Here is a 24,542-nt window from a genome sequence, read left to right on the forward strand (position 1 = left end):
TTCCCGGACGGGTGACGCAATTTGGGCTTCATGAAAAGGCGAAGCGCTTCATCCGCTGGTTTTGCCGAAATTCCGGACGGAAACCCGTTTCACATCTTTCTTGGAATTGCTGCCGCGGCCAGCAGTTCCCTCCATTGCTGCAGGAACCAAACCTTGGTTGCAGCTGACGCGATGTCGCGCAGCAAGCGGTTCGTTTGCACCTTCTCCGCGGCGCTTCGCGAAAGCGCTGTCCCCATCGCCTGCGCGATCGCGGCGGGGCTATCCGGCTGCACCTGGGAGCACACGCCCCCGACGGCCTCGGCGAGGGCGCTGCCGGTGGATACTATCGGCAACAGTCCCATATAGGCTGCCTCCAGTGCCGGCATGCCGAAACCTTCGAGAAGACTTGGCAGTACGAATGCCTCGGCATTGCCGTAGAGCCAGCGCAACTGTGCGTCGGGAACGTATCCCATGAGCCTCACACCCGGAACGGTTCCCGCAAGTTCCGCAATCTTCGCGTAGCCGTCGCCGCGCGCTCCGCACAGCACATATCCGACACCCTGGCCATGGAATCCGCCGTCTCGATACGCCTTCAGGGCGGCGATCTGGTTCTTGCGGGTTTCGAACGCGCCGACGGTGAGAAAGAACGGACCGCGCACGCCGGGGGGTGCTTCTGCCGGGCCGTCGAACAGTTCAGTGCGCAGATAGAGCGGGATTGTCTTCAGGAATCGGAAACCGGACCCGAAAAGGATCCCGAAGTTGTTTGCGGAAAAATTGCTGACGAAAACGATGCCGGGCCCGACGCGCCGAATTTTCTCGTAGGCAAGCCGGTAATTGGTGCAGGTCCGTTCGTCGTAGAGATCGCCATGCGTCAGCGGGCCGACATCGTGGCAAAGGACAATGTCGTTTTCCGTCAGGCGTGACCTCAGGACGTAGAGCGGGTCCAGGAACAGCCGGATGCCGCGTTCGTCGACCTTATCACGGATGAGGAAGATTTCTCTGTCCCGGAACCAGTTGATTTCCAGCATCATCAACCGGGCGACAATCTTGCGGACCAGGCCCTCGGGAGCGAAGGAACCCAGCCGCCAATACCGGATTCCCGCCCTGGCCGGGACGAATTCCCGGGTCAGGTCCTTGGCGATGTGATAGGCTCCGGTCCTGTTCAGGATCGACAGCGAGTTGTCGAAGAGAAGGGTGCCGGCGCAGGCAATTCCGCCCGGACCACGTAATCCGCGCGGACCGATCCGTTCGTTCATCTTGCCTTCTCCACGCCACCATCTGATAGAGTGCGATGCCGCTCCAGCTATAATTCCACTCCCGCGCATGCATAACGAGCCGCCCGGTCTCGCCGCTTGAACATCCCGGCAGGGTTGATCCGTGCCAACCCGGTTAACCGCCGAATTCCCCGAAGTCGGCGTCGACGTGAACCATGAGCTCGAGGTATTTCCATGCGATCCATCGCCAGGAATAACTGCTGGCCCTGGCATATCCCTTGGCGACCAGCCGCTCCCGCAAATCCCGGGTGAGCATCAGCAGGCGGACGGTTTCGGCCCATGATTGGACGTCATCGGGATCGGCATAGAGAGCCGAATCCCCGCAGATCTCGGGCAAACAGGGCGAGGTCGAGGCCACGACCGGGCAGCCCGAGGCCATCGCCTCGACGGCGGGCAGTCCAAACCCCTCGATGCGTGACGGAAACAGAAAGCACAGGGCGCCTTCGAGCGCCTTCTTGAAGTCGTCGTCCCCGATCCGTCCCAGGAGGACTATGTTCGCGGGCATGTCCGGGAGGTATCGCAGGATCGTCTTCTCGTCGACATCGCCTGGCATCCAGAGATCGAGACCCATCTCGTCGAGGAGCGGGGCCAGCCTGGCGAGAAGCGCCATGTTTTTGTACTCCTGGTCCCGTCTTCCGAGGCAGAGGACATACGGTCTATCTCGGTCGACTGTCAGGGACGATCTCGTTGCATCCCATCTCTTCGCATGGTCGCTGCCGTTGTAGGTGACGACGATCTTCTCGTCCGGCGCGATGCCGAACTCCACCAGATGGCTGCGCGAGAGCTGCGAGACCGTGGTAATGCGGGCAGCCCGCCTGCCGAGCGCCGGCAGGATAAGGCGGTGGGCCCACCGGAAACCCCGCCCATAGCTCGATGGCATGAGCCTTGTGTGCATATCGTGGATACACGCGATCTGGCGCCTCAGTGCGATGGGAGCGAGGTTGCAGAAGCTCAGCAATCCTCCCGGTATATGCCAGGGCAACTGCGCCTGCACCCAGAATTGCGGGAGACGTGGCCTGCTGAATTCGGGCACGATCCGGACGGAGATGGCGTCGAGGCGGAAGGTTTCGGGAAGCGGACGCGGAACCACGAGATCGATCTCCATGTCGCGGCCAAGCGGATGTCCTTCCGAAAGGAGAGCATCGAGGGCCATGGTCACTTCGCTGGCGTAGCGGGCTACGCCGGTCGGCCGAAGCGTCGTGAAATCCCCGTTTATCGTCCAGCGCCGTGTCGGCGATTCCCGGTCCGACCATGTCCAGGCCGTATGTCCGATCAAGGATGCGGCGTCCCCGGCAAGCGAGGTCGCGAGCGGTGTCCTGGGGCGGTGTCCATCCAATAGCTCGGCTGATCGTGCTGGTAGAGATTGCGTTGTGTCGAACTCGATTTTGCCCATCTCCACCTCCCCCGGGCCTTTTCGGCGCCCGGACCACACTAGCATCGCGGGAGGCACGAAGGGCCTCGAATGTTTGAGGTAGGCGGACTACCTATCCTCGCCTATCCGGATGATTTCCGGGTTACCGGATGACCCGATGGCCATGGTGACCTGAGGCCTTCGCAGCCCCACATTGAAGGTTCAAGGGGGGACGACATGGCGCGGCGTTGGACAATCAATGGGCGTTTTCTTTCCCAGCCGACAACAGGCGTCCAGCGCTATGCGCGCGAGGTCGTCCGTTCACTCGACGCTTTGCTCGCGGAACAGGGGCCTCTCGCGCGCGGTCTCGACGTTCGACTGCACTGCCCGCCCGGGTCGGAGGATATTCCCCTGGCTTTCATTGAACGCTTCGAGATCGGCCGCACGATCGGCCATATCTGGGAGCAGACGCAACTCCCCTCGTCTCTCGGCGGCGGCGGACTGCTCAGCCTCTGCAACACAGGACCTCTGCTTTCCCGCAAGCATATCGTCTGCATCCATGATGCGAACGTCTGGAATGCTCCGCAGAGCTACTCCCTTGCCTTCCGGAGCTTCTACCGTATCTTGCTGCCATGCCTCGGCCGGACCGCATGGGCCATTTCGACCGTTTCCGACTATTCGCTGGGGGAGTTGGTCCGCAGCGGCGTCGTCCCCGTGCACCGGGCCTTCTTAGCCCCGAACGGCCATGAGCATGTCTTGCAATGGACGCCTCAACATTCCGCGGGAACACGGCTGGCCGCCTCGCCGCAAACCATCGTCATGATCGGCAGCGCCGCACCCCACAAGAATGTGAGGCTCATCCTGGACATGGCCGAGCGCCTTGCCGCGGCCGGGCTCAGGATTGCGGTTGTCGGCATGTCGGATTCGCGCGTCTTCAGGTCGGGATCACCCAAGGCCAATGCGCAAAACATCCACTGGCTCGGCCGCATCTCGGACGGCGAACTGGCGGCTCTCCTTGCGGATTCGCTATGCTTGGCGTTCCCCTCGCTCACCGAGGGCTTCGGCCTTCCCGCCCTCGAGGCGATGGCCGTCGGCTGCCCCGTGGTGGTGTCCGACCGAGCCAGCCTGCCCGAGGTCTGCGCAAACGCAGCGCTGTTTGTGCCGCCCGACGACCCGGAAGGATGGTTCGACCGTTTCATGCAGCTGCGCGATTGCGAGGACAAGCGCAAGCAGATGATACGCAGGGGACGAGCGAGAGCCTCGGCATATCGTTGGCGAGCGACGGCCTTGCGCTATCTCGAGGCGATGGCCGCCGCAGACGGCGCCGATACGCTAACGAAGGTCGTCAGAGTACCCGAACTCACATGATCTCGTGAAGCGCCTGGACGGCCCCGAGCGATTCCAGGATGGCGCGATCGAAGTTCTCTTCCGAAAAGCGTCCTGCGTTCCTGGCGCAGGCGCGGGGCGTCACGGCATGGCTGTTCTCTTCGAAGCGTTCGACCGCCTCCTTGAGGTGATCGACCGTCTGGGCCTTGAACAGCACGCCCGTGGGTTCGGGAGAGGACCCAAGGCGCTGCACGATGTCGACCGCCCCGCCGCGGCCGAAAGCGATCAGCGGCGTTCCGCAGGCCTGTGCCTCGGCCAAGGCTATGCCAAAGTCCTCGCAGCCGGCGAAGACCATCGCCTTTGCCCGCGCCAGGGTGTCCACATAGTCCTGCCGGGGCAGGTATCCCGCAAAGGTGACGTTGGGACCGGCAAGCGCCCGCAGGCTGGCCGATTGCTGGCCTTCCCCGACGACGACCAGGCGCCGCGACGGCATCTCATTGAAAGCTCGGATGACGAGGTCGGTGCGCTTGTAGGGGGCGAGGAATGACGCCGAAACATAGTAGTCGTCCTTGTCCTCCACACAAGGGAGCTCTCTCAGCGAGACCGGAGGGAAGACGACGCGCGCCTCGCGTCCGTAGATGTGCTGGATCCGGGAACGGACATAATTCGAGTTGGCCAGCATAAGGTCCGGGCCATGCGCGGTTCTCGTATCCCACGTCCTCAGGCGATGGAGCATGTACCGATAGAGCATCCCCTTGGGGCCGAAGCCAAGCCGCCCTTGTTGAAGATAGGAAAACTGCTCGTCCCAGGCGTAACGAACTGGGCTGTGCACATAACAGAGATGCGGCTGGTCCGGCCTGGTGATCACGCCGCGCGAAAAGGCGGCCGAAGACGAGATCACCGCGTCATAGCCCGTCACGTCGAACTGTTCGATCAGGAAGGGACAAAAGAAGAAAAGCGAGCGATAGAATTTCTGCACCATCGGAATCCGGTTGGCCGCTGACGTATGGAATTCCACGTCCTGAAAATATTGCTCCTTCACCTCGGCCGGCAAAAAATCGAAAAGCGTGAAAACCTCAGCATTGGGGAACTGCTTGCATATCTGCGCCAGTACCCGTTCACCACCCCGGAAATTCGGGCACCAGTCATGAATGACAGCTATCCTGGCATACCTGTCGACGCGAAGCCCCGGTGCGGGCGGCACCTCCTCGATGGGCATATCGACCCTGGCCGCGAGGGCCAGATCGGAAGCGCGTTCGTGGAGCATGGTTCCCCCTTTGCATCGGCAGGCTAGCAGTCTCGATTCCTTGCAACGGCCCGGGCAAGTTGTCCGATCGGCTACAGGCTGCTCCGGGCGCATGTTCGCCTAATACTTATGGCTGGGTCGTTCACCGGGGCTACTCCGAAAGCCGATGCCAGGAGGTAAGCCATGCTTCCTCCGTCTCCTTTTATGCAGGCTGTTTCGGCCCCCTTGCCGATTTAGGGTCGGCCTGAACCAAATATGGACCGGCCGTGAAACTCACCGTGATCATCCCGACGCTTGGCCGCAGCGAACAGGTCGCTCGCCTGCTCCGCTATTTGAGCGGTCAGACGAGACTTCCCGACGAGATCATCCTGTCGGCACCCGACGCAACGCATGTCGAACTGCCGGAAAGCTGTCCCTTCCCCGTTTCGCTCGTTTTCGGTCCGAAGGGACTGGCTGCGCAGCGCAACAGCGCGCTCGCACGGGCCCTTGGGCGCTCCGACATCATCACGTTCTTCGACGACGATTTTGTCCCATCCGCCGAATATCTGGAACAGATCGAGAGAGCTTTCGCGGAAAATGACGGATGGGCGGTAGTGATGGGCATGGTGGTCCGAGACGGCGCCACGAATGCCGGCCTCACCTGGCAAGCCGCCGAGGCCGCCTTGCGGGAGGCCGAGCTGAAAAAACACGATGGACCGCCGGTGGTCGACCATATCGGTGCGTACGGATGCAACATGTCGCTCCGTTCCTCGCTTGTGGGAGATCTGCGCTTCGACGAGCGCCTCGTCCTCTATGGCTGGCAGGAAGACATCGACTTCACCAGCCAAATGAGATCCAAGGGTCGTGTGGTCTGCGTGACCTCAATCACCGGGGTCCATCTCGGCCTCAAAACGGGGCGGGTGAGCGGAGAGCGGTTCGGCTACTCCCAGGTCGTGAACGCTATTTACCTGATCAAGAAAGGCTCCGTTCCGGCCTCTTTCGCGCTGCCGCTGATGTTCAGGAACATTGCGGCCAACCTGGCAAAGAGCCTGCGTCCGGAGCCGTATGTCGACCGGAGAGGCAGGCTCAGGGGCAACATGCTCGCGATCCTGCATGTCGCCATGGGGCGGATCGAACCCGAATACATCTTGAAAATCTGAGGCGGAAACACAATGCGGAAATGGCTTGCGACGGTGGCGGCTTCGTTGGCGGCGGCGATCGCCTTCGCCTTGCCGGCGGTGGCTGCCGAGTATCTCCTCGGACCTCAGGACAAGGTCAGGCTCAAGGTATACGAGTGGCGCGCATCGCGGGACGTGATCTTCGAATGGACCGCTCTTAACGATGATTTCGTCGTCGGCGCCGATGGCACGCTGTTCCTGCCATTTGTCGGCCAGATACGCGCACAGGGCACCTCACCGGGCGACCTCGCCCGCGCAATCGGCGACCACCTGATGCGGCAGATGGGCCTCGGCCGGCAACCGGATGTCGCAGTCGAGATCGCCCAGTACAGACCGTTCTACATCGTCGGCTACGTGGCGCAGCCCGGCGAGTTTCCCTACAGACCCGGACTGACGGTGCTGCAGGCACTGGGAATCGCCGGCGGTTTGCGGATACGCGAGGATGACATTCCGAGGCTCGAGCGTGAGATTATCGCTGGCCAGGGCGATGTGGGTCTGTTGGCGCTGAGCAGCGTCACTCTGCTTGCGCGCAAAGCGCGGCTGGAAGCCGAGCAGGCCGACAGCGATGAGATCGCCTTCCCGGCGGAACTGAAGGACAGGGCTTCGAACCCAACGGTCGCGGTGGCGATGGAGCAGGAGAGCAGGATCTTTGCCGTCCGCAAGGAAGCGATGATGACGCAACTGCGTTCGCTAAGGGAACTCAGGGACTTCCTGGAAAAGGAACTGGAGTCGCTCCAGCAGCAGCTAACCTTCCGCGACAAGCAGATTCAACTCATCCAGAAGGAACTGGAGGGCGTTTCGACCCTTGTCCAGAAGGGGCTGGCCGTTGCACCGAGGGAACTTAACCTGGAAGGGACGGTTGCCCAGATGCAGGGCGACAGACTGGCTGCCGAGACCTCGCTGTTACGGGTCAGGCAGGAGATGAGCAAGACCGATATCGAGATTCTCAATCTCAACAACCAGCACGCCAGCGGTATCGCCGAGGCTTTGCGGGAAACGCAATCGCAGCTCAATGAAGTTACCACCAAAGCGGACACCGCATCGCAGTTGCTGCACGAAACCGCGGTCACGGCTCCAGCCCTGCTCGCTCTCAAGGAACGCGCTGAAAGGGCCAAGCCGATCTTCAAGATTGTCAGGACGACGGGCAGCGGTTCGGAAGAACTGGCCGCTGAGGAAACGACACCGATCAAGCCAGGCGACACCGTGAAGGTTGAAATTCCCCCGCCGCAGCCCGGTTTGGCTGCCCTGCCCGCAGACAGCGGCATTCAGGCCGAGAAGCTTCCGGATCAGGGTACCAACTGATCAAGCTCGTATTTCAGCGACGGGGGCTCTGAAGGCTGAAGCCGCTCCAGCTGGAGGCCGTGGAAGGACGGGCAGCAAGACCAAATCCCGTGCTTGTGCGGACCCATGCAACGCCCTTTGCCACTTGCCTAGCACTTCCAGGCCGCATATCAGTGAGCACTCGCTGGGCTCATCGAGCCCCTGACGGAACCTTCTGCCGCGGTGCGCCAGTCAGCCCTGCGGATGCCGCTGGAGATGTCGGTGATCATGGGTGTAGTCGTCGTATCGGCGGCAGGCGTTCTGATGGGACTGCGGTTGAAGGCTCCTGCCCTGATCGCGGCGACAGCTCTGCTCATGATCGGCAGCTTTGCCTGGAATGGCCTTGGGCTACCGGGTTACATCACAATCGCCAAATTCCTCGTCCTGGCGTTCGCACTGGCCTGCGCCTACATCGTTGGCCTGTCGATTTCTGTGCATTGGAAACGCACCCACGTGTGAGCAGCCTCGGCACTTTGAGCAGTTCACATCTGAAGGGATTGCAACAAGGCTTCATTTGCAATCCGCATAGAACCTTGGATTTTCTGGAATCTTCCCCGCTCGTTCCCGATCCAAGTAACCACCGCGTCAGAGGGACCTCAATCCCAATTGGACCCCTACTTCAAAACGATTGCAGTGAACGCCGCGAGCGGCATTACCACATAGGTCATTCTTGGTAATGAGCCAAGCTGAAATGGCCACTACCCTGTCGCGCGCGCTTCGAACCCAGAAACCTGCAATACCAAGTAGAAAAATATTTGTGGATTAAAAATGTCCACCGAAGCGACAGAATGGACGCATCGAGTTAGTGTAAAATAGAAACGAAGGACCAAGTCGGCCTGGTTGTAGCCTGCAGTACATTCGCCGGAACGCGATCTCGAACGCGGCAATGAGCGCCAGGCCAATAGAGTGGAGCAATCCTGATCACCCCCGCCCGCCATTATACATTTTTACTTTCGGGAGCTTAACAAACAACAATTTTGGGGTCAAAAATTGCCGCGCCGCGCCCATGCGCCATTCTATGGGGGATCACCTAGCGAAAGCTCTTTGCGTCGCAGAAATCCCCGTTCTAGGAGGCTCTGTCGACACGCATCACCGCAAAGACGGTCCTGATCAGAATCACGAGATCGAGCCAGACCGACCAGTTCCGCACATATTGAATATCCAGTGCCACGCGGCTGGGGTAGTCCGTGCTGCTTCTCCCGCTCACCTGCCAGAGACCGGTAAGCCCCGGCCTCGTCCGCAGGTATTCCCCCACGTGATCGCCGTAGCGCTTGAGTTCGTCCTTCACGATAGGTCGTGGGCCCACGCAGCTCATGTCGCCGCGGATGATGTTGAAGAGTTGGGGGAGTTCGTCGAGGCTTGACTTGCGCAGGATCCACCCGAGGGATGTGACACGGGGATCGTCCCTGATCTTGTGGATCGCCTCCCACTCCGCGGTGACCTGGGGATTGGCTTCGAGATATGCTTTGAGAACTTCTTCTGAGTTCGCAACCATCGTGCGGAATTTGTAGCAATTGAACGGCTGTCCGCCGAAGCCCACTCTGCTGTGCGAGAACACAGCCGGACCTCCTGCCGTTATCCTGATCAGCAGGGCAACGACCACCATAATCGGTACGGCCATCACAAGCGCTGCGATCGCTATTAGCAGATCCATGATCCGCTTCAAGGCGCCTCCCAAGGGAGCGTCCGTCGTTCCTGCCCTCAGGGGGGTCGACAGATCCGCCAAAACCGCCCCCGCGTTATCGGGATCCGGCGAAGCAACAACATGCAGAACTGTCGCTCGGCTATCGGCCGGCTCAGGGAGAAATGGATGAATCCAGATCGTCGCTCCCTGATGCGGCTGCTTCTCGAAGGCGTCTGTTGTCATAGGGCGATGGCCGGTTCGAAATTATTTCGATACTCTTCCAAGGCTGAGGCTTGCGGGCAAGAAAGGCAAAGGGGGTATCGCGACGCTCCGGGGCTATCCCCCTAATCCCAAGGAATGATCCCCCTACGCGATTTTGCGACTTCCAAAGGAGGACATCCCGATACGAGGTTCACGCTTTGCGGCGCTTGGACATCGTCAGGAGTACGCCAAGCACCGACGTCCTGCCGGCTTGCAGTGTCCTGACAAGTTCTCGCAGCGTTTCGACATGCGTCTTGCCCCACTGGGCGATGATGAGGACGCCATCCAGGGCGGATCCCACAATCAGTTCGTCGGCGCCCGAGGCGAGGGTCGGCAGGTTGACGATTACGATGTCGTATGCGGCGAGTTGGTTAGGGGCAAGGTCGCCGGCGGCAAGCTCCGCGAGGAGTGCCTTCATCTTGCCCGGTACCAGCAGATGCTTTTCATCCACGGCCGAACTTGGGAGCAGGTCGAACGGCCGCCCCGGAGCGGGGACGATGTTGAGCCGGATAGGGTCCTGGCACGGTTTGCCGTAGGCCCGCAGTGGGCCGAGCAGCCGCGAGGTCATAGTCGACCGGATGTCGGCGTCAATCACCAACGTCTTCAGGCCGGACATCGCGTAAAGCGAGGCAAGGTTGCTGGCGACTGAACTCTTCGGGCTGTCGTCGGAAACGGCGGTCAGCCCGAGGAACTTGATCGGGTGACTGGTTTGCGCGAGGGCGATTTCCGTTCGTGCCTTCCTGAGGCCGTGGCTGTATCGGGAATGCGGGTGTCTTACCACTTCGTCGAGACGGCCGGAATCCATTCTCCAGCTGGTGGGCGGCAGTTCTCCGACGCAGTCGACGCCCAGGTTGTCCCGGATGTGGCGTGGCGACTTGATGGTCCAGTCAAACGTATGCCTTGCAAATGAAACTCCGATGCCGACCATGAGTCCGGTAACCGCCGCGAGGGCCAGCAGCAGCTTCGGCCGGGGCGCGCTCGGATAAAGCGGCGCCGTCGCAGCTGTGATCACCCTTGCGTCGGCAACCGGGTACGATTGCTGGCTTACCGAATTGGTGTAAGCCTGGAGGAAGCTTTCGTACATCTTCTGGTACGTTTCAGCAGTCACCTCAAGCTCTTCCAGCGTCGGCACGGCGTCGCCCCCGCCCTTGGCTTGATGGCCGACGCTGTAGTCGTGCCGTGACCGAAACTCCTGCGCTTTCGCCATCGCCTCGTTCATCTCGGTGCGCAGTTGCCCTAGGCGTTGCTCGAGCCATGCGCCGCCTTCCTTTGCGGCGTCGGTCTTGGTTTCGATCTGCTCGCGCACGAAGGCGTCCGCGGTGGCGTTCGCGATCCTGGCTGCGCCCTCGGGATCGAGAGCGGTGAAGGATATGTCTATCGCGTAGGAGACGCCGACCCTGCGGATGTCGAGGCTGTTGCGGACGATCAACATGCTGCGCCGCCACTTCAGGTAGTCGGTCAACGGCGCGGGCGTTTCAGGTGCGCTGAGCCCGGAATGCTCCCAAAGCGAGGTGATCCAGGCGCTTTTCCGGAGCCCGTACCCGTCAAGCAGCATGTCTCCAAACGTCCTGAACCTCTCCCGCAAACTCGGAGTCTGCGGACGGTTGAACTCGGGGTCGTCGACAAGGTTCAACTGGTCGAGGACCATCGCCGCGATCTTTTCTGACTGCATGACCGCGATCTGGCTTTCCACCTGGGCGGTATCCAGTGACAGATTCACTTCGCCGCCTTCCTGCAGGTGCTGCGGCAATTTCGGCTCGATCAGAATCTGCGCCTTGGCGGTGAAAGTCGGGGCGGTGGTCGAATTGTAGAACCAAGCCACCAGCAGTGCCGCGGCGAGGCAGACGACGATAGTCCCAACATAGCGTCGTACAAATTCGGTTATGTCGGAGAGGCCAATAAACTCCTGGCCCGCGGGACGCTCCTGATCCGTCGCCGTGGGCCACTGAGCGGGGAACATACGGTTCATTCAATTTCTCCTGCAGGCGTGCGGGAAATCCTGCGAACACGCCGTTCCCGTGCAGGCGGTCGATGGCATTCGGCCGATGTGTCCATTGAAAGCTGAGGCTCGATCCCAGGCTGCCGCAGAAGATTACGCCTGCGTCACGCAAGGTAAACGCCGCCAATTGGCGTACGGGCCCTACGCCCTAGTGGAAGGGAGAATGCACGGCAGTTCCGCTTTCGTTCTCCGACAAATGATATCTGCTGTCCACCGAGAGCGGCCGTCCACGATTGAGCGCCAGGTCCCGTGCAAGGGCAGCGATCGGCGCGGCCATACGTTCTGGGGCCCTCGCCATTTTCCAACGCCTCCAAAGAGAACGCGGCGCAGTCCGTCATCCTTTCCGCGCTCAGAGGAATGCCGCGGAGTCCCTCTCGATTTCAACCTGATCACCCCGAGAACGCGAGTCAGACGAACCGCCTTTCTTCGACATTCTTCCGAGACGGGAACCTCAATGCGGTCAGCGACACCTTGCAGCCCACCCTTCATCAGCGCCCGAGAAGGACGCACTCTCCAGAACACAGACTCCCACACTTGGAAAACATCCTTTCGGCCATCGGCGGGCATTCTCCTATTGGATGAAGGAGCGCGAACCAGGGCGTTAGGGCTACTCGAATTCATGAAGAGGTCCGTGTCCGGCGGCATGCTACTGTGCCCGGAAATTGCGGAGTGGACCGTGAACATAGTCGGCCAAGCCAAGCCAAACACATTCGCATTCGAAACCAGTGCCCTCGTCAAGGCCACCGGCTTCCGGGAATACGATGCGCGTTGGTGGTTCGGGTATCCGGGCTCCGAGAACGAGCCCGAACTCAACCTGATGGGCGCGCAAGCGATCGGCATGGGGCTCGGCACTCTGATCGGCCGAATGGGAGTGGGTCCAGACATCGTCACCGGTCACGACTTCCGCAGCTATTCCATGGCCATCAAGATGGCGCTCATCTCCGGCCTGATGGCGGCCGGAGCGCGCGTCAAGGACATCGGCCTGGCGCTTTCTCCCATGGCTTACTTCGCCCAGTTCGCCCTCGACGCACCGTCGGTGGCCATGGTGACGGCCTCCCACAACGAGAACGGTTGGACCGGAGTGAAGATGGGGGCGCAAAGGCCTTTGACATTCGGCCCGGCAGAGATGACAGCCTTGAAAGCGCTCGTGCTGGCCGGTGAATTTGATCTGGTGGGCGGGGGAAGCTATGAATTCGTGCCGGGGTTTCGCGAGACATATATCGACGACCTGACCGCAGGAAAAAAGATCAGCAGAAAGCTGAAGGTGGTGGTTGCCTGCGGCAACGGCACCGCCGGCGCATTCGCGCCGCAGGTGCTGGAGCGCATCGGCTGCGAGGTGATCCCACTCGACGTGGAACTCGACCACACATTTCCTCGATACAACCCCAATCCCGAGGAGTTGCTGATGCTGCATGCGATCCGGGACAAGGTTCTGGCGACGGGCGCCGATGTCGGACTCGGCTTCGACGGCGACGGCGACCGCTGCGGTGTCGTCGACAACGAGGGCAGCGAGATTTTCGCGGACAAGGTCGGCGTCATCTTGGCGCGAGACATCTCCGGGCTGTATCCGAAGTCCGTTTTCGTCGCGGACGTGAAGTCTACGGGACTCTTCATGACCGATCCCGTCCTCGCGCGAAACGGGGCAACGACGGATTACTGGAAAACCGGACACTCCCACATCAAGAGACGCGTCCTCGAACTCCATGCCATGGCTGGCTTCGAGAAGTCGGGGCATTTCTTCTTTAACCCGCCGATAGGCCGCGGCTACGACGACGGGCTCGTCACAGCGATCGCTGTCTGCGAGATGCTGGACCGCAACCCAGGCAGGACCGTTGCTGACGTTTACCGCGATCTGCCCCTGACCTTCGGCACTCCGACGATGTCGCCCCACTGCCCTGACGAGGAGAAATACGGCGTGGTCGAGAAGATTGTCGGCGAATTCGCGAAAATGAAGGGGGACGGGACCGAGTTCGCCGGCCAGCCGCTGGCTGATCTGGTGACCGTGAATGGAGTTCGTGTCGTTGCCCAAGACGGTACTTGGGGCCTGGTCAGGGCCTCGTCGAACAAACCGGAAATCGTCGTGGTGGTGGAAAGCCCCGTCTCGCCCGAACGACGTCGAGAGATGTTCGAGGCCCTCGATGCCGTCCTGCGCCGTAATCCGGAAGTCGGAGCCTACAACCAGACATTCTGAGAGCATTGGCCGATGCCGGACCGGATCGTAAGTTTTGTCATGAGCGGAGGCGTCGGATCACGGTTGTGGCCGCTCTCGCGTGAAGATAATCCTAAGCAATTTCACGACCTTTCGGGCGACGGCTCCATGCTGGCCAAGACCATCCGGCGCCTCAAGGCGCGGCCGGACGGCGAGATCCCCATCCACCTGATAGCATCCGAGCGGCACGCCGACCGCGTCATCTCGGATATCGGTCCCCTCGGCCTCAATGGCGGCCGGCTGATTTTCGAGCCTGTCGGCCGCAATACCGCCGCGGCCGTTGCGATAGCCACACTGCAGACGATTTCCGAACATGGCAGGGATGCCCTTGTGCTCGTGGTTCCCTCCGACCATGAGATTTCGACCGAAGCGCAATTCTGGCAAACCGTCGAGGCGGGCAGGCCGGCGGCAGCTTCCGGAAGCATCGTCATATTCGGCATAAGGCCGACACATCCCGAAACCGGGTATGGTTACATCGAGGTTTCGGAAGAACGCGATGGCGTGGCCGCCGTTTTGCGTTTCGTCGAAAAACCCGATGCCCAGACGGCCCGCCAATATGTGTCTTCGGGGCGATTCTACTGGAACGCCGGCATTTTCCTGTTTCGCGCCGATACGATGCGGAAGGCATTTCTCGACTTAAGGCCCGACATTTGGGAAGGCGCGGAGCGCGCCGTCAAGACTGCGCGGGCCGACGTCTCGGCCATTTACTTGCCCCAGGGCGCCTACTCGACCGTCCCGTCGACATCGATCGACTACGCGGTCATGGAACATGCGAACGACATCGCGATGGTCACGGCTTCCTTCCGCTGGAACGATCTTGGATCGTGGCAGTCGCTGCTCGAAACCAGCCCGACCGACCGGGACGGCAATGTCGTGATGGGCGACGTCATCGCCATGGATTGCGACAGCTCCTACCTTAGAAGTCAGGGCAGGCTGCTGACCGTCATCGGCATGAAGCATGTAGCGGTGGTGGCGACGCCGGATGCGGTGTTCGTTGCCCCCGTCAGCAAGAGCCAGAACGTCAAGAAGGTTGTCGAGCAGTTGGAGAAGAGCGGGCGGCTCGAGACCAAGTTCACGGCGTCGGAAGATCGGGTCATCATCAGCGGAGCCTGGCGCAGGCGCGTCGAGCATTGGCTCTTCGACGAAACCCTGCCCCTGTGGTCCACGGCAGGTGTTGACGACGTGCATGGCGGCTTCCACGAGGCTCTCGGTTTCGACGCAAGGCCGTTGGACAAACCCAAGCGCATGCGCACCATGGCGCGCCAGATCTACGCTTTCGCGGTGGCGAAGGAACGCGGCTGGGCAGGACCGGCCGGCAGTCTCATCGACCACGGTATCGGCTTCCTCGCGAAATACGGCCGCACTGACCGCGGCGGCTGGGTGCGCACTCTCAATTCCAACGGCAGCGTGGCCGACCCGGCGGAGGACGCCTACGACCATTCCTGTGTGCTCCTGGCGCTTGCCCATGCTCATCGGTGCGGCCATCGGGACGCCTTGCCGCTCGCGCAGGAGACATTCTGTTTCATCGACACTCATCTCGAGGACGGCTCCCTGAGCGGCTTCCTCGAGTCGCCTGGCTGGAACGGGGTACGGAACTCGAACCCGCACATGCACATGCTGGAATCCTTCCTTGCCTGGCATGACGCCACCGGCGACCGCGCCCACCTGCGTCGGGCGGCACGCGTCATCGATCTCTTCCGCTGCCATTTTTTCGACCAGGAAAGCTGGACGCTCGGCGAACGTTTCGACGCCGATTGGCAGCCATTGCCGGGAGACGAAGGACAGTGGACCGAACCGGGGCACCATTTCGAATGGGCGTCCCTCCTCGTCGATTTCTCCCGGGCGAGCGGGCAGAAGGATCTCGTGGCCTTTGCGAGGAAGCTCTATTCGTCGGCGGTCGCCAGCGGATTGAACCGGGCCACAGGCCTGGCTTATGCAGCGGTGTCGCGGCAGGGAATGCCGCTCGACCGGCTGTCCCGAAGTTGGCCGCAATGCGAGGCGATTAAGGCGGCCATCGCCCTGGATGGCATCGGCGGGCCTGACCTGAAACCGGAGATCGAAGCGCGCGTCGCCCGTCTCTTCAGATGGCATATCGATCCCGCGCCGCTTGGCTTGTGGGTCGACAGGATTGACGAGCGCGGAAGGTCGGCGGCGACGGAAGTCCCTGCAAGCATTTTCTACCACTTGGTCACGGCGTTGATGCAATATCTGGATAAGACCGGAGGACAGGTCGAACCCTTCCCGCTGCCAATTCCGATGCGGGCAAACCGTCTCTCAGGAACGCCTGCGGCTGACTCTGAAGCTGTTCAGCGAATATCCGAACTGCTCTAACTATTTGTTTTCACGCAATTCTGGTCGGAAAACCGTCACGCCTTCTTCCTGGAATTGCTCTGAAGTGGTCCAAGCCCGCCACGACCGGCGCCTGCGCGGTTAAAAATTCCGCCAAGGTCCTGCTTCCACGAGGCGCGCACGACGTCGACAGAATGCGAAGCTGGTTCCGGCAGTTTGGTCTCTTCCCCGACCAAGGTCCTACCTCCTACGATATCAGGGCTACGGCGAATTCGGTATTCCTACCTCTATGTCTACCTCTGTGTGCTGACTGCAAAGCGGGCTAGTATGCCTGTAAGCTGTGCCAATATGAGAAATGAACGGCCTCTTCCAATCTCCCCGCGGAACTAATCGAGGCGTTGTGACTTGTGAGCCTATGAACCTTCTTGTCCTAACGGTTGAGACGCACCTTTGGCAAAAAACCGCGCGCCAGGGCCACTGGTGATCTCCTAAATCTGCTTGCTGCCAGGCCGGGAACGGTTACATTTTATCTTGGGGGGAAGGAGGTTGGGCGGGGTTGTAGATGACGTACCCTTCACGGCCCATTTTGCGCGGGAATGAAAAACGTTCATCGTACGTCGCAGTCAACGACGTCGATATTGCTTTGATCAAGGCGCTAGGGTTCACCCCGAAGCGCTATGCGGCAGAGTCGGTCATCGTCGGTCAAGGCGAGGTCAGCGACCGCGTATTCATAGTCGAGTCGGGCTGGGGTTGCATTTCCCATGAACTCGAGGGCGGGCAACGGCAAATCCTGGATTTTGCGCTGACAGGCGACATCGTCCTGCCCCAGTCATACGCGGGCAGTGCTCTCGAGACTTTCGTGGCCCAGACCGAACTTTCGGTGTTGGTGGCTTCGACCAAGGCATTTACCCGTGCTGCCATGAAGTCGTCACATCTTTTCTCGCTTATTCTCGAAACGCTGATGCAACACCGATCGGTCATCGCTCAACATCTTACAAACGTTGGACGACGCAGCGCCCTAGCGCGCACGGCGCACCTATTTCTCGAACTGAAGGCGCGTCTGGAACGGATCGGCTCCGTCACCCGCAACAGCTATGAATGCCCTCTCACCCAATACGATCTTGCCGACGCGCTCGGACTCACGCCGATACACGTCAATCGTATGCTGCGGGAACTGCGCGAGCGCAAATATCTCGAATTCCGCCAAGGCAATGTTCGCATGCTCGATGAACCAGGCTTGACAAAATTTGCCCGATTCGAGCGCGATTACATCGAACGTTGAGGCATATCAGCCGGTCCGAATTCCAATTCTCCATCGCCGCGCCGGGATTGGTGTCAGCAACCCGCCCCTAACGGAAGAACATCGATGACCACCGCTGCGCCGCTCGCTCGCGACGGCGCTGTTGAGGGCGCGCTCGGGAGCGGCTACCGCCCAGCTACACCACCTCGCGGGACACGACCCACGCACATCATTGGATTGCCGCAAAAATCTCCGGAAACCTAAGCGCCAAGGTAAGGTTCTGGACCCGTCAGGCAATCGTCGCCAACCTCCTAAAAAGGTTTCCTCGAGAGAGCCATCAAAGTCCACCCGAAGCCCATGCGCTCCTTGAATCGCTCCACGCGGTTGCCAAAGAGGGCGCGTACAGGCGCATTGAGCTTCCACGAGTTCACGATCCGCATCACTCCGACGCGGGCCACCGGCGAAACCGTGAAAAGTTCCTGCGACGCAAATTCGGGTTCGAGCAATTCTGCCAACTCGTGCTGATAAAGCCAGTGACGCAGCTGCCCCGGCGCAGGAGGTGGAATCGCATTGTACTTTTCGAGTACGTGACGGTTTTGCGTTGCCAGCATCAGATAACCGCCAGGCTGAAGGTGGGTGGCGAGTTTGCGGACAAAGGCTTTTTGATCGAATACGTGCGAGAGAACCTCCAGGGTGACGATCACGTCGAATGTCGATCGACCGAAGTCCAGGGCCATGAAATCTCCTGCAGTGAAAGTGATGTGTGGCCAACGCTTTGCCGCGCGACTCAGAACTTCGTCGGAAAGGTCGGTCGCCGTTACCTTGCCGTATCGTGAAAGTTCCGGCTCGAACCAGCTATTGCCGCAGCCGACATCAAGGATATCGAGGTCATTTCGGCCCAGTCTTTCGAGCCAGCCTCGTATGACCTCTGATTGACGTGCGCTTATGGGATGCTTTTCGCGCCCCCCGATTTCAGTGTTCCATTTGTTCCAGAACGATCTTTGCAGATCTATCGGCGCATCGCCTTGCGAAAAATTGTACGGCGTTGACATTGCCGTCTCACACGTCGCCGCCCCGTTCTCCACGGCTCTCTGGCTGCAATGAGTTTCAGTTGGGAAACATTAGCAGACACGCGACTAAGCGGCACTTGACCCCAGAGTCATCAAAGGGGAGAGGGGCGACAGCATCGCCGCCCGGCGGCGAAAACAGTGTGTCGGGCGCACGGTGCCCGAAACGCAGAGCGGGAGCGTCGGGAACTCCTCGGCCGCGGCCCCTTCAAATGCGTGGCGCTGCAATGCAACTGCACATAGTGCCGATTTGGCGAATTAAGCGCCTTCGGCAATTATCTTTTGATAGGTCCACCCAAAAAAATGTTCGGCGGCGGACCACCTCGACGCAACCTCCTCCGACGCCTCTTCCTCGGGGACTTTCGTACGCCTGCCGGCGCCCGAAACTCTTCATGGAAACGGATGGTCTGCCTTCAGCAGATCGCTGGCAGAGGCAGACCTTCGCGTCGACGAAGCTCATTCAGCAAGCACCCGGGCCAGTCCGAGCGTGCGCTCTCTACTTTTGCCGGAACGCCGTGTGCAAGGTCGCCGTCAGCGGTCCCAGAATGTAGTCCAGAGCGGTGCGTTCTTCGGTCACGATCATCACCGAGGCAGGCATGCCTGGATAGAGCTGGATCTGCGAGGCGGCGGCGAGTTCCTTTGGGTCCACCGCGATATCGGCAACGTAATAGGGAAAGCCGGTCTTGGCATCGGTGACACGGTCCGCGGAAATACGGGCGACATGACCGTGGATGACCGGAGTGGTGCGCTGCTTGTAGGAGGTGAAGCGGACCTCCGCCGTCATGTCGGCGCGCAGGCTGGCGATGTCCTCGACCTTGACCTGGGCCTGCACGATCAGCGAATCCCTGGCCGGCACGATATCGAGGATAGTCTGGCCGGGAGCGACGATCGCGCCGGTAGAGAAGACCGTAAGGTTCATCACCTGGCCGTCATAGGGAGCATGCACCACGGCGCGGTCCACTGTGGCCTGTGCGGCAAACATCTTCGGCACCAGATCGGCAAGGCTCGACTGGGTATCGATCAGCATGGCCGAGAGTTTTGCGCGGCGCTCGTTGGTGAGCTGCGCGATCTGGCTTTCGAGCTCGGCCTTGCTCTGGCGGTTTCCCGCGATCTCGCCGAGCGCCTGGTCGATCAGGCCCTGTAGGTCGGCGGCCGAGCGGTCGAGTTCCAGGATACGCGTGCGCGTCGTCAATCCGGCCTGTAGCAGCTTGTTGAGGCCGGCCTTCTCGTCGATCGTCGAGTCGAGCTGGGCGCGGAAAGACTCGACGCGCGCCTCCTTGCCGTCGATCTGTTCGTCGAGCTCGGCAATCCGCTTCTGCAGGATCTGCCTGGCGCCGGCCATCGAGGCGCGCTGGCTCTCGAGATCGGCGATCTGGTTGGCCATCGCGTCCTGCAGATAGGCCTGATGCTCGGCGGTGATGTCCTTCGGGAAGGCGACCGCCTCATGGCCGTCGATCTCTGCGCGAATGCGGGCATCGGTGGCCCGCAGCAGCGCATATTGCTGGGAATAGAGGTTGAACTCGGAGCGAGCTCGCGTGTCGTCAAGCACGACCAGCACATCGCCAGCCTTGACGACATCGCCGTCCTTGACCCGGATTTCCCTCACCGTGCCGCCGTCGAAATGCTGGACGCTCTTACGATTGCCCTCGACCTTCACCACTGCGTCGGCAAGCACCGCGCCGTTGAGCGGCGCGATCGCGGCCCAGCCGCCGAACATGCCGAAGAAGCCGACGATAATGAGCAGGCCGATCCACACCGGCGCCCGGATCGAATCGGGGTTGGCGCCCGCCTCGTCGGCGCCGGTGAGGCTGCTATAGGTTGCGGCGATGTCGGTCATTGGGTCGCCACCGCGATGGGCGCGGCGCGCTGGTTGAGCAGCGCCACGATCTCGTTCCTCATGCCGAAGGCCTCGACGGCGCCGTCGCGCAGCAGCAGGATCTTGTCGACGTTGGCGAGCGTCGAGGGCCGGTGCGAGACGATGATCACCGTGCTGCCGCGACGCTTCAGCTCCAGCGCGCATTCGGCGAGCGCACGATCGCCATCGGCATCGAGGTTGGAACTCGGCTCGTCGAGCACGATGAGGTTCGGCGTGCCGAACACCGCACGGGCAAGCGCGATGCGCTGCCGATAGCCGCCGGACAGCACCGCACCGCCCTCGCCGATCTGCGTCTCGTAGCCCTGCGGCAGGCGGATGATCATCTCATGCACGCTGGCGAGCCGGGCGGCCTCGATTACCTCGCGGTCGACATCGGTCTTGAAGCGGCCGATATTAGCGGCGACTGTGTCGGAAAACAGCTCGATGTCCTGCGGCAGGTAGCCGATATGGTCGCCGAGAGCCTCGCGCCCCCATTGCGTCAGATCGGCGCCATCCAGCCTGACCGTGCCGCGGCTCGGCCGCATGATGCCGGCGAGGTGACGCGCCAGCGTCGACTTGCCGGCACCGGATGGGCCGACGATACCCAGCGCCTCGCCAGCCTCGAGCTTGAACGAGACATCGCGCAACAACACCTTCTGCAGGTTGGGAATGGCGAAACTGAGCTGTTCGACCGCGATCTTGCCGGTGGGTTTGGGAAGGTTGAACGAACGTTCCCCTTGCGCGCCGCCGTCAAGCAGCTTCTCGACCCTTCCTAGCGCGGCACGCGCCAGAATAAGGCTGCGCCACAGCCCGACGATCTGTTCGACAGGCTGCAGCCCCCTACCCAGAAGCAGGCTCGCCGCAAACATCGAGCCTCCGGTGATCTGCCGCTCTATGACCAGATAGGCGCCGAGACCGAGGATCAGCGACTGCATGGTGAGCCGCAGGAAGCGGATCAGCCCGGACATCAGCGCCGCCCGGTCACTGGCCTGTCCCTGCCGGCGAAGCGCCAGGCCGCGGTCGCGCCCCCAGCGGCGGACGAGGCCGTCGATCATGCCCATGGCGCGGACGACTTCCGCGTTCCTCAGGCTCATCTCGGTGAAATTGTAGTTCGCCGTGGCGAGGTCGTTGGCCTGCTTCAGCGGCGCCCTCACCATGTATTCGTTGAGCACCGCCATGGCGATCAAGAGCAGCGATGAGCCCAGCGCGAAAAAGCCGAGCCAGGGATGCAGAAGGAAGATGATGCCGATATAGATCGGCGACCAGGGCAGGTCGAACAGCGCATGGATGCCGCTGCCGGTGATCACCTGCCGGAACGTGTCAAAATCGCGGATCGGCTGGCTTTGCGAAGAACCTAGCGACGGGGTCTCGACGGAAGCCGCCAAAATCCTCGCCGACAGCAGCCGGTCGAGCCGCGCGCTGGCCCGTGTCAGGATCGCGGCGCGCACGAGGTCGAGACCGGCGAGCGCCAGAAAGGCGGCGAGCAGCACCAGGGTGAGCATCACCAGCGTCGTCTCGCTGCCGCTGGTGACCACTCGGTCGTAGATCTGCAGCATGTAGAGCGGGGATGCGAGGTAAAGCAGATTGATCGCCAGGCTGAACGCCGCCGCGAACAGGAAATAGCGGCGGCAGGCGCGAAGCGCATCCCTCACGATTCTAGATTTGTTCTGGAGATTCACATACCCAGCGGAGAACCGCCCCCTGTCCAAACTGCGTGCCCGGAACCGATCCTACTCCCTAGCCACGCGATCCGCTCGTAAACCTTGTGTAAACCTTAATTCGTAAGCTTGAATCCTCGGCCGGCGGTAAAAGAGGGGGAGCCGCGCGTGGTTGCGGGCCCACCCTCTTTCCGTCACACGGCGAACTCGCTCGTTCCGCTGCCGACGCCGGTCAACGTGAACTCGGCCGGATTATAGGTCACGACGGTATGCCCCTGGCCGTCATCTGCGACCTTGAAGCCGTTCGCGTCGTAGGAGCCGAGCAGGTGCAGCGTGGCGCCGTGCGTGCCGTCGGTCACGGTCAGCGTGCCGCCGCTGCCGTCGGCGTTCGCCTGGTAGACGGCCGTCGTTGCCGAGCCGAACAGGACGTCGTTGAGATCCAGCTTGTCGTCGTTGGTGATGCCGCCGATCCGTCCGCTGAAGTCGAAGGAATCGTCGAGCTCCAGCGTGCCGGCCGCATTCTGCGCGAAGGTCACGTCCGTCGACGAGGCTGCGCCGAATTCCAGCTTCGACAGATTGCCGATCGTGGCATCGCCCTCGCCAGTGACCGCGCCGTGGATGGCGATATTGCCGCCATTGGCCCACAGCATGCCGGAATTCGCGACCCCGCCGGCGACGACCAGGCCGCCCGAACCGGTCGCCTCCAGCGTGCCGGAATTGGCGACCACGCTGCCGCCGGTGTCGATGACGAGGGCATTCGAGCCGGAGGCGATGATGGTCCCCCTGTTGTCGAGGCCGAGCATGCCATCGCCCAACTCACCGGCGCCCGAGATGGTGTTGTCGATATTGGTCAGGGTGACGTCCGGACCGGTGCCCGAGACGATATTGAAGGCGCTGTCGGAGAGGACGACCTGCCCGCCGCCCTGCAGCGTCACGCCATGCTGGATAACCTGCAACAGTGTTTCGCTGCCGGTCGAGTTCAGCGAGATGAGGCCGCTGTTGTTGATAGTGCCGCTCAACGGCAGCAGTGCGCCGTCGCCGATCGTCATCGTGCCCGCGTTGTTGACCACCGGCGTCTGGTCGAAGGCGAAATTGCCAGCGCCGAGCGCGGAGGAATGCACGCCCTCCAGCGTGATCGACTGTCCGTCGCCGAGCGTGATCACCGCGTTGCCATTGGCATCGTCGGCCATATGCGCCTGAACGTCGGCAAAGCTCTGGAAGCCGGAATAGCCGATGAGATCGACCTGGTCCGCTGCCGCGTCGAAGCTGTGCACGGTATCGTTGCCGATCGGCTGCGAGAAGACGAAGAGATCGTTGCCACTGGAGCCGGTGAGAACGTCGTCGCCCGACCAGGCGAAGATCGGCGACCCCGGCGCATAGGCCTCGACATTGTCTGCGATCGACAAGCTGCCCGTGGTGCCGTCGGCGTTGGTCCAGGTCATCGAGACATCGAGCACTGCCGCGCCCGCGAAGTCGACCGGCGTGGTGACCGTCAGTTCGTGCACGGCGTTGGACTGCACCGTCCAGGACCCGTCGGCGTTCTGCGTGGCGCCGTCGATGGTCCAGCCGGAAGGCAGATCCTTCACCGTCACGGTGACGACCTGTCCATCCGACGGATCGGTCAGCGCAAGATTGATCGGCTCGCCGGCGGTGCCGGCAGGCGCCGCTACGCTGATCGTGACGTGATGCACGACGCTGGTGTTGGCGCCATCGCTGGCGACGATGTCAATATTTCGAGCAGGACTAGCTATGTGCGAGCCAGGCTTCGTGTCGGAATACTGAACTCCTTGCAAAATGCTTTGGTATGTGGCGACCGACGCGGTCCCGGTGATTGACAGTGTGACTGGATCGCCGTTGTTCGTGACACTGGATGTAAATGTCACCGTCAGCCCCGCAGCTGCAGCAGCAAAGGTCGCAGCTGAATTAAGGGACAGTATCTCTCTGATGCCGGACGCACTGTTGTCCTGCGGGTTAGTCAAGGTGATCGTCAGCGATGTTAGATTTGCCGAATCGACATCGGTGATCGTCGCCGACGGTGTGATCAACAGCTGCGTGATCCCATGCGGATAGCTTGCGCTGGCATCGTTTCCAATGCCCGGTCCGTTGAGGTCTACAACGGGGGCTTGGCCTCCACCTGTCACATTGATCGTCGCCGAGGCGGTGCCGGTGTCCGTGCCTCCATTGGCCGCGCCGTCTCCGTCCACCAACGTATAGGTTACCGTCTTAGTCGTGGTGGCGCTTGTCGCATTCGAATAGAGGATGTGGTCGGCAAGCGCCTGTACCGCTGCCGGTGTGGCACCGGCGTTCAACGTGATGACGAGTTTCAACCCGTTCGTACCGCCGGTGTACGTTCCGATTATCGTGCCGCCATAGGAGACGTTGCTGCCGCTCACGCCGATCTGACCGGCGGCGTTGCCCTGGTTCTGGATCGTCAACTGGTCGGCTGACGTGCCGTTTGCGGTAAAGGCGACGATCAGTGACCCGCCGTTGAAATCGGCGGAGTCGATATCTGTAATCGTTGCCGAGGGCGCAATGGCGGTCGCGGCGGATCCGGATGTATAGCTCAGGCTGGTCGGCCCCGGCGACGCACCATTGAGGTCAATTACTGGTGCGTCATTGGTGCCGTGGATGGTGAAGCTGACGTCCTTGGTGGTGCCGTCCGCCGCCGTCACCGTGAAGGTGTCGAC

Annotated in this window: 16 protein-coding genes; 7 read left to right on the top strand and 9 right to left on the bottom strand. The window is 61.4% G+C overall.

Annotated elements, in window-relative coordinates; translation table 11 throughout:
• Positions 1-89: 89 nt before the first annotated feature.
• Together LB528_RS18795 and LB528_RS18800 are read right to left on the bottom strand one after the other, a co-directional pair.
• A complete protein-coding gene (locus tag LB528_RS18795) occupies positions 90-1,235 on the bottom strand; it encodes a glycosyltransferase (protein WP_224517773.1) in 1,146 nt (381 codons plus the stop codon).
• A 133-nt stretch (positions 1,236-1,368) separates the two neighbouring features.
• Positions 1,369-2,646: a glycosyltransferase family 4 protein gene (locus LB528_RS18800; RefSeq protein WP_224715883.1), complete on the bottom strand. Its 1,278-nt coding sequence runs from the start codon at positions 2,644-2,646 to the stop codon at positions 1,369-1,371.
• Positions 2,647-2,841: 195 nt separating this feature from the next.
• On the opposite strand from LB528_RS18800, the gene LB528_RS18805 reads away from it, so the two are divergent.
• A complete protein-coding gene (locus LB528_RS18805) occupies positions 2,842-3,972 on the top strand; it encodes a glycosyltransferase family 4 protein (RefSeq protein WP_224715884.1) in 1,131 nt (376 codons plus the stop codon).
• On the opposite strand, the gene LB528_RS18810 is transcribed toward LB528_RS18805, so the two are convergent.
• The gene (locus LB528_RS18810; protein ID WP_411962210.1) at positions 3,965-5,197 is read right to left on the bottom strand and encodes a glycosyltransferase; all 1,233 of its coding nucleotides are present in this window, start codon (positions 5,195-5,197) and stop codon (positions 3,965-3,967) included. The two genes, LB528_RS18805 and LB528_RS18810, sit on opposite strands and share 8 nt — an antisense overlap.
• A gap of 245 nt (positions 5,198-5,442) precedes the next feature.
• Between LB528_RS18810 and LB528_RS18815 the strand changes: the two genes are divergently transcribed.
• The 3 genes from LB528_RS18815 (at position 5,443) to LB528_RS18825 (ending at position 8,112) form a co-directional block, all read left to right on the top strand.
• Entirely contained in the window at positions 5,443-6,315 is an 873-nt protein-coding gene (locus LB528_RS18815; protein ID WP_224715885.1) for a glycosyltransferase family 2 protein, read from the top strand.
• A 12-nt stretch (positions 6,316-6,327) separates the two neighbouring features.
• The gene (locus tag LB528_RS18820; protein ID WP_224715886.1) at positions 6,328-7,635 is read left to right on the top strand and encodes a polysaccharide biosynthesis/export family protein; all 1,308 of its coding nucleotides are present in this window, start codon (positions 6,328-6,330) and stop codon (positions 7,633-7,635) included.
• A 234-nt stretch (positions 7,636-7,869) separates the two neighbouring features.
• Positions 7,870-8,112, top strand: a complete 243-nt coding sequence (locus LB528_RS18825; protein ID WP_224517783.1) for a hypothetical protein — start codon at positions 7,870-7,872, stop codon at positions 8,110-8,112.
• A 607-nt stretch (positions 8,113-8,719) separates the two neighbouring features.
• Here the strand turns inward: LB528_RS18825 and LB528_RS18830 are convergent.
• Together LB528_RS18830 and LB528_RS18835 are read right to left on the bottom strand one after the other, a co-directional pair.
• The gene (locus LB528_RS18830) at positions 8,720-9,520 is read right to left on the bottom strand and encodes a sugar transferase (protein WP_224715887.1); all 801 of its coding nucleotides are present in this window, start codon (positions 9,518-9,520) and stop codon (positions 8,720-8,722) included.
• Positions 9,521-9,689: 169 nt separating this feature from the next.
• Positions 9,690-11,507 carry a GumC family protein gene (locus LB528_RS18835; protein WP_224715888.1) on the bottom strand — a complete coding sequence of 606 codons (1,818 nt, stop codon included), beginning with the start codon at positions 11,505-11,507 and terminating at the stop codon, positions 9,690-9,692.
• A gap of 673 nt (positions 11,508-12,180) precedes the next feature.
• Here LB528_RS18835 and LB528_RS18840 point away from each other — a divergent pair.
• The 3 genes from LB528_RS18840 to LB528_RS18850 all read left to right on the top strand — a co-directional run bounded on the left by LB528_RS18840 (position 12,181) and on the right by LB528_RS18850 (position 17,317).
• Positions 12,181-13,728 (top strand): phosphomannomutase/phosphoglucomutase, encoded by a 1,548-nt coding sequence (locus LB528_RS18840; protein ID WP_224715898.1) that lies wholly within the window; start codon positions 12,181-12,183, stop codon positions 13,726-13,728.
• 12 nt (positions 13,729-13,740) lie between these two features.
• Complete coding sequence (locus tag LB528_RS18845) at positions 13,741-16,077, top strand: mannose-1-phosphate guanylyltransferase/mannose-6-phosphate isomerase (RefSeq protein WP_224715889.1); 2,337 nt, start codon at positions 13,741-13,743, stop codon at positions 16,075-16,077.
• 520 nt (positions 16,078-16,597) lie between these two features.
• The gene (locus LB528_RS18850; protein ID WP_224517791.1) at positions 16,598-17,317 is read left to right on the top strand and encodes a Crp/Fnr family transcriptional regulator; all 720 of its coding nucleotides are present in this window, start codon (positions 16,598-16,600) and stop codon (positions 17,315-17,317) included.
• A 269-nt stretch (positions 17,318-17,586) separates the two neighbouring features.
• Here the strand turns inward: LB528_RS18850 and LB528_RS18855 are convergent, their stop codons facing one another.
• From LB528_RS18855 to LB528_RS18870, 4 genes are all read right to left on the bottom strand, one after another.
• Complete coding sequence (locus tag LB528_RS18855) at positions 17,587-18,327, bottom strand: class I SAM-dependent methyltransferase (protein WP_224715890.1); 741 nt, start codon at positions 18,325-18,327, stop codon at positions 17,587-17,589.
• Between the two features lie 511 nt (positions 18,328-18,838).
• Positions 18,839-20,179, bottom strand: coding sequence for an HlyD family type I secretion periplasmic adaptor subunit (locus LB528_RS18860; RefSeq protein ID WP_224715891.1), 1,341 nt, complete (start codon positions 20,177-20,179; stop codon positions 18,839-18,841).
• Positions 20,176-21,849: a type I secretion system permease/ATPase gene (locus tag LB528_RS18865; RefSeq protein ID WP_224715892.1), complete on the bottom strand. Its 1,674-nt coding sequence runs from the start codon at positions 21,847-21,849 to the stop codon at positions 20,176-20,178. Before LB528_RS18865 ends, LB528_RS18860 begins: the two co-directional genes overlap by 4 nt.
• A gap of 200 nt (positions 21,850-22,049) precedes the next feature.
• On the bottom strand, positions 22,050-24,542 hold a 2,493-nt coding region (locus LB528_RS18870; protein ID WP_224715893.1), incomplete at its 5' end, for a VCBS domain-containing protein.

The organism is Mesorhizobium sp. CA4 (assembly GCF_020165075.1).
Taxonomy (GTDB): domain Bacteria; phylum Pseudomonadota; class Alphaproteobacteria; order Rhizobiales; family Rhizobiaceae; genus Mesorhizobium.

Excerpts from the sequence above, each read along its gene's own strand:
- LB528_RS18795 (WP_224517773.1), bottom strand. The coding sequence starts at position 1,235 with ATGAACGAACGGATCGGTCCGCGCGGATTACGTGGTCCGGGCGGAATT.
- LB528_RS18800 (WP_224715883.1), bottom strand. The coding sequence starts at position 2,646 with ATGGGCAAAATCGAGTTCGACACAACGCAATCTCTACCAGCACGATCA.
- LB528_RS18805 (WP_224715884.1), top strand. The coding sequence starts at position 2,842 with ATGGCGCGGCGTTGGACAATCAATGGGCGTTTTCTTTCCCAGCCGACA.
- LB528_RS18810 (WP_411962210.1), bottom strand. The coding sequence starts at position 5,197 with ATGCTCCACGAACGCGCTTCCGATCTGGCCCTCGCGGCCAGGGTCGAT.
- LB528_RS18820 (WP_224715886.1), top strand. The coding sequence starts at position 6,328 with ATGCGGAAATGGCTTGCGACGGTGGCGGCTTCGTTGGCGGCGGCGATC.
- LB528_RS18825 (WP_224517783.1), top strand. The coding sequence starts at position 7,870 with ATGTCGGTGATCATGGGTGTAGTCGTCGTATCGGCGGCAGGCGTTCTG.
- LB528_RS18830 (WP_224715887.1), bottom strand. The coding sequence starts at position 9,520 with ATGACAACAGACGCCTTCGAGAAGCAGCCGCATCAGGGAGCGACGATC.
- LB528_RS18835 (WP_224715888.1), bottom strand. The coding sequence starts at position 11,507 with ATGAACCGTATGTTCCCCGCTCAGTGGCCCACGGCGACGGATCAGGAG.
- LB528_RS18840 (WP_224715898.1), top strand. The coding sequence starts at position 12,181 with ATGCTACTGTGCCCGGAAATTGCGGAGTGGACCGTGAACATAGTCGGC.
- LB528_RS18845 (WP_224715889.1), top strand. The coding sequence starts at position 13,741 with ATGCCGGACCGGATCGTAAGTTTTGTCATGAGCGGAGGCGTCGGATCA.
- LB528_RS18850 (WP_224517791.1), top strand. The coding sequence starts at position 16,598 with ATGACGTACCCTTCACGGCCCATTTTGCGCGGGAATGAAAAACGTTCA.
- LB528_RS18855 (WP_224715890.1), bottom strand. The coding sequence starts at position 18,327 with ATGTCAACGCCGTACAATTTTTCGCAAGGCGATGCGCCGATAGATCTG.
- LB528_RS18860 (WP_224715891.1), bottom strand. The coding sequence starts at position 20,179 with ATGACCGACATCGCCGCAACCTATAGCAGCCTCACCGGCGCCGACGAG.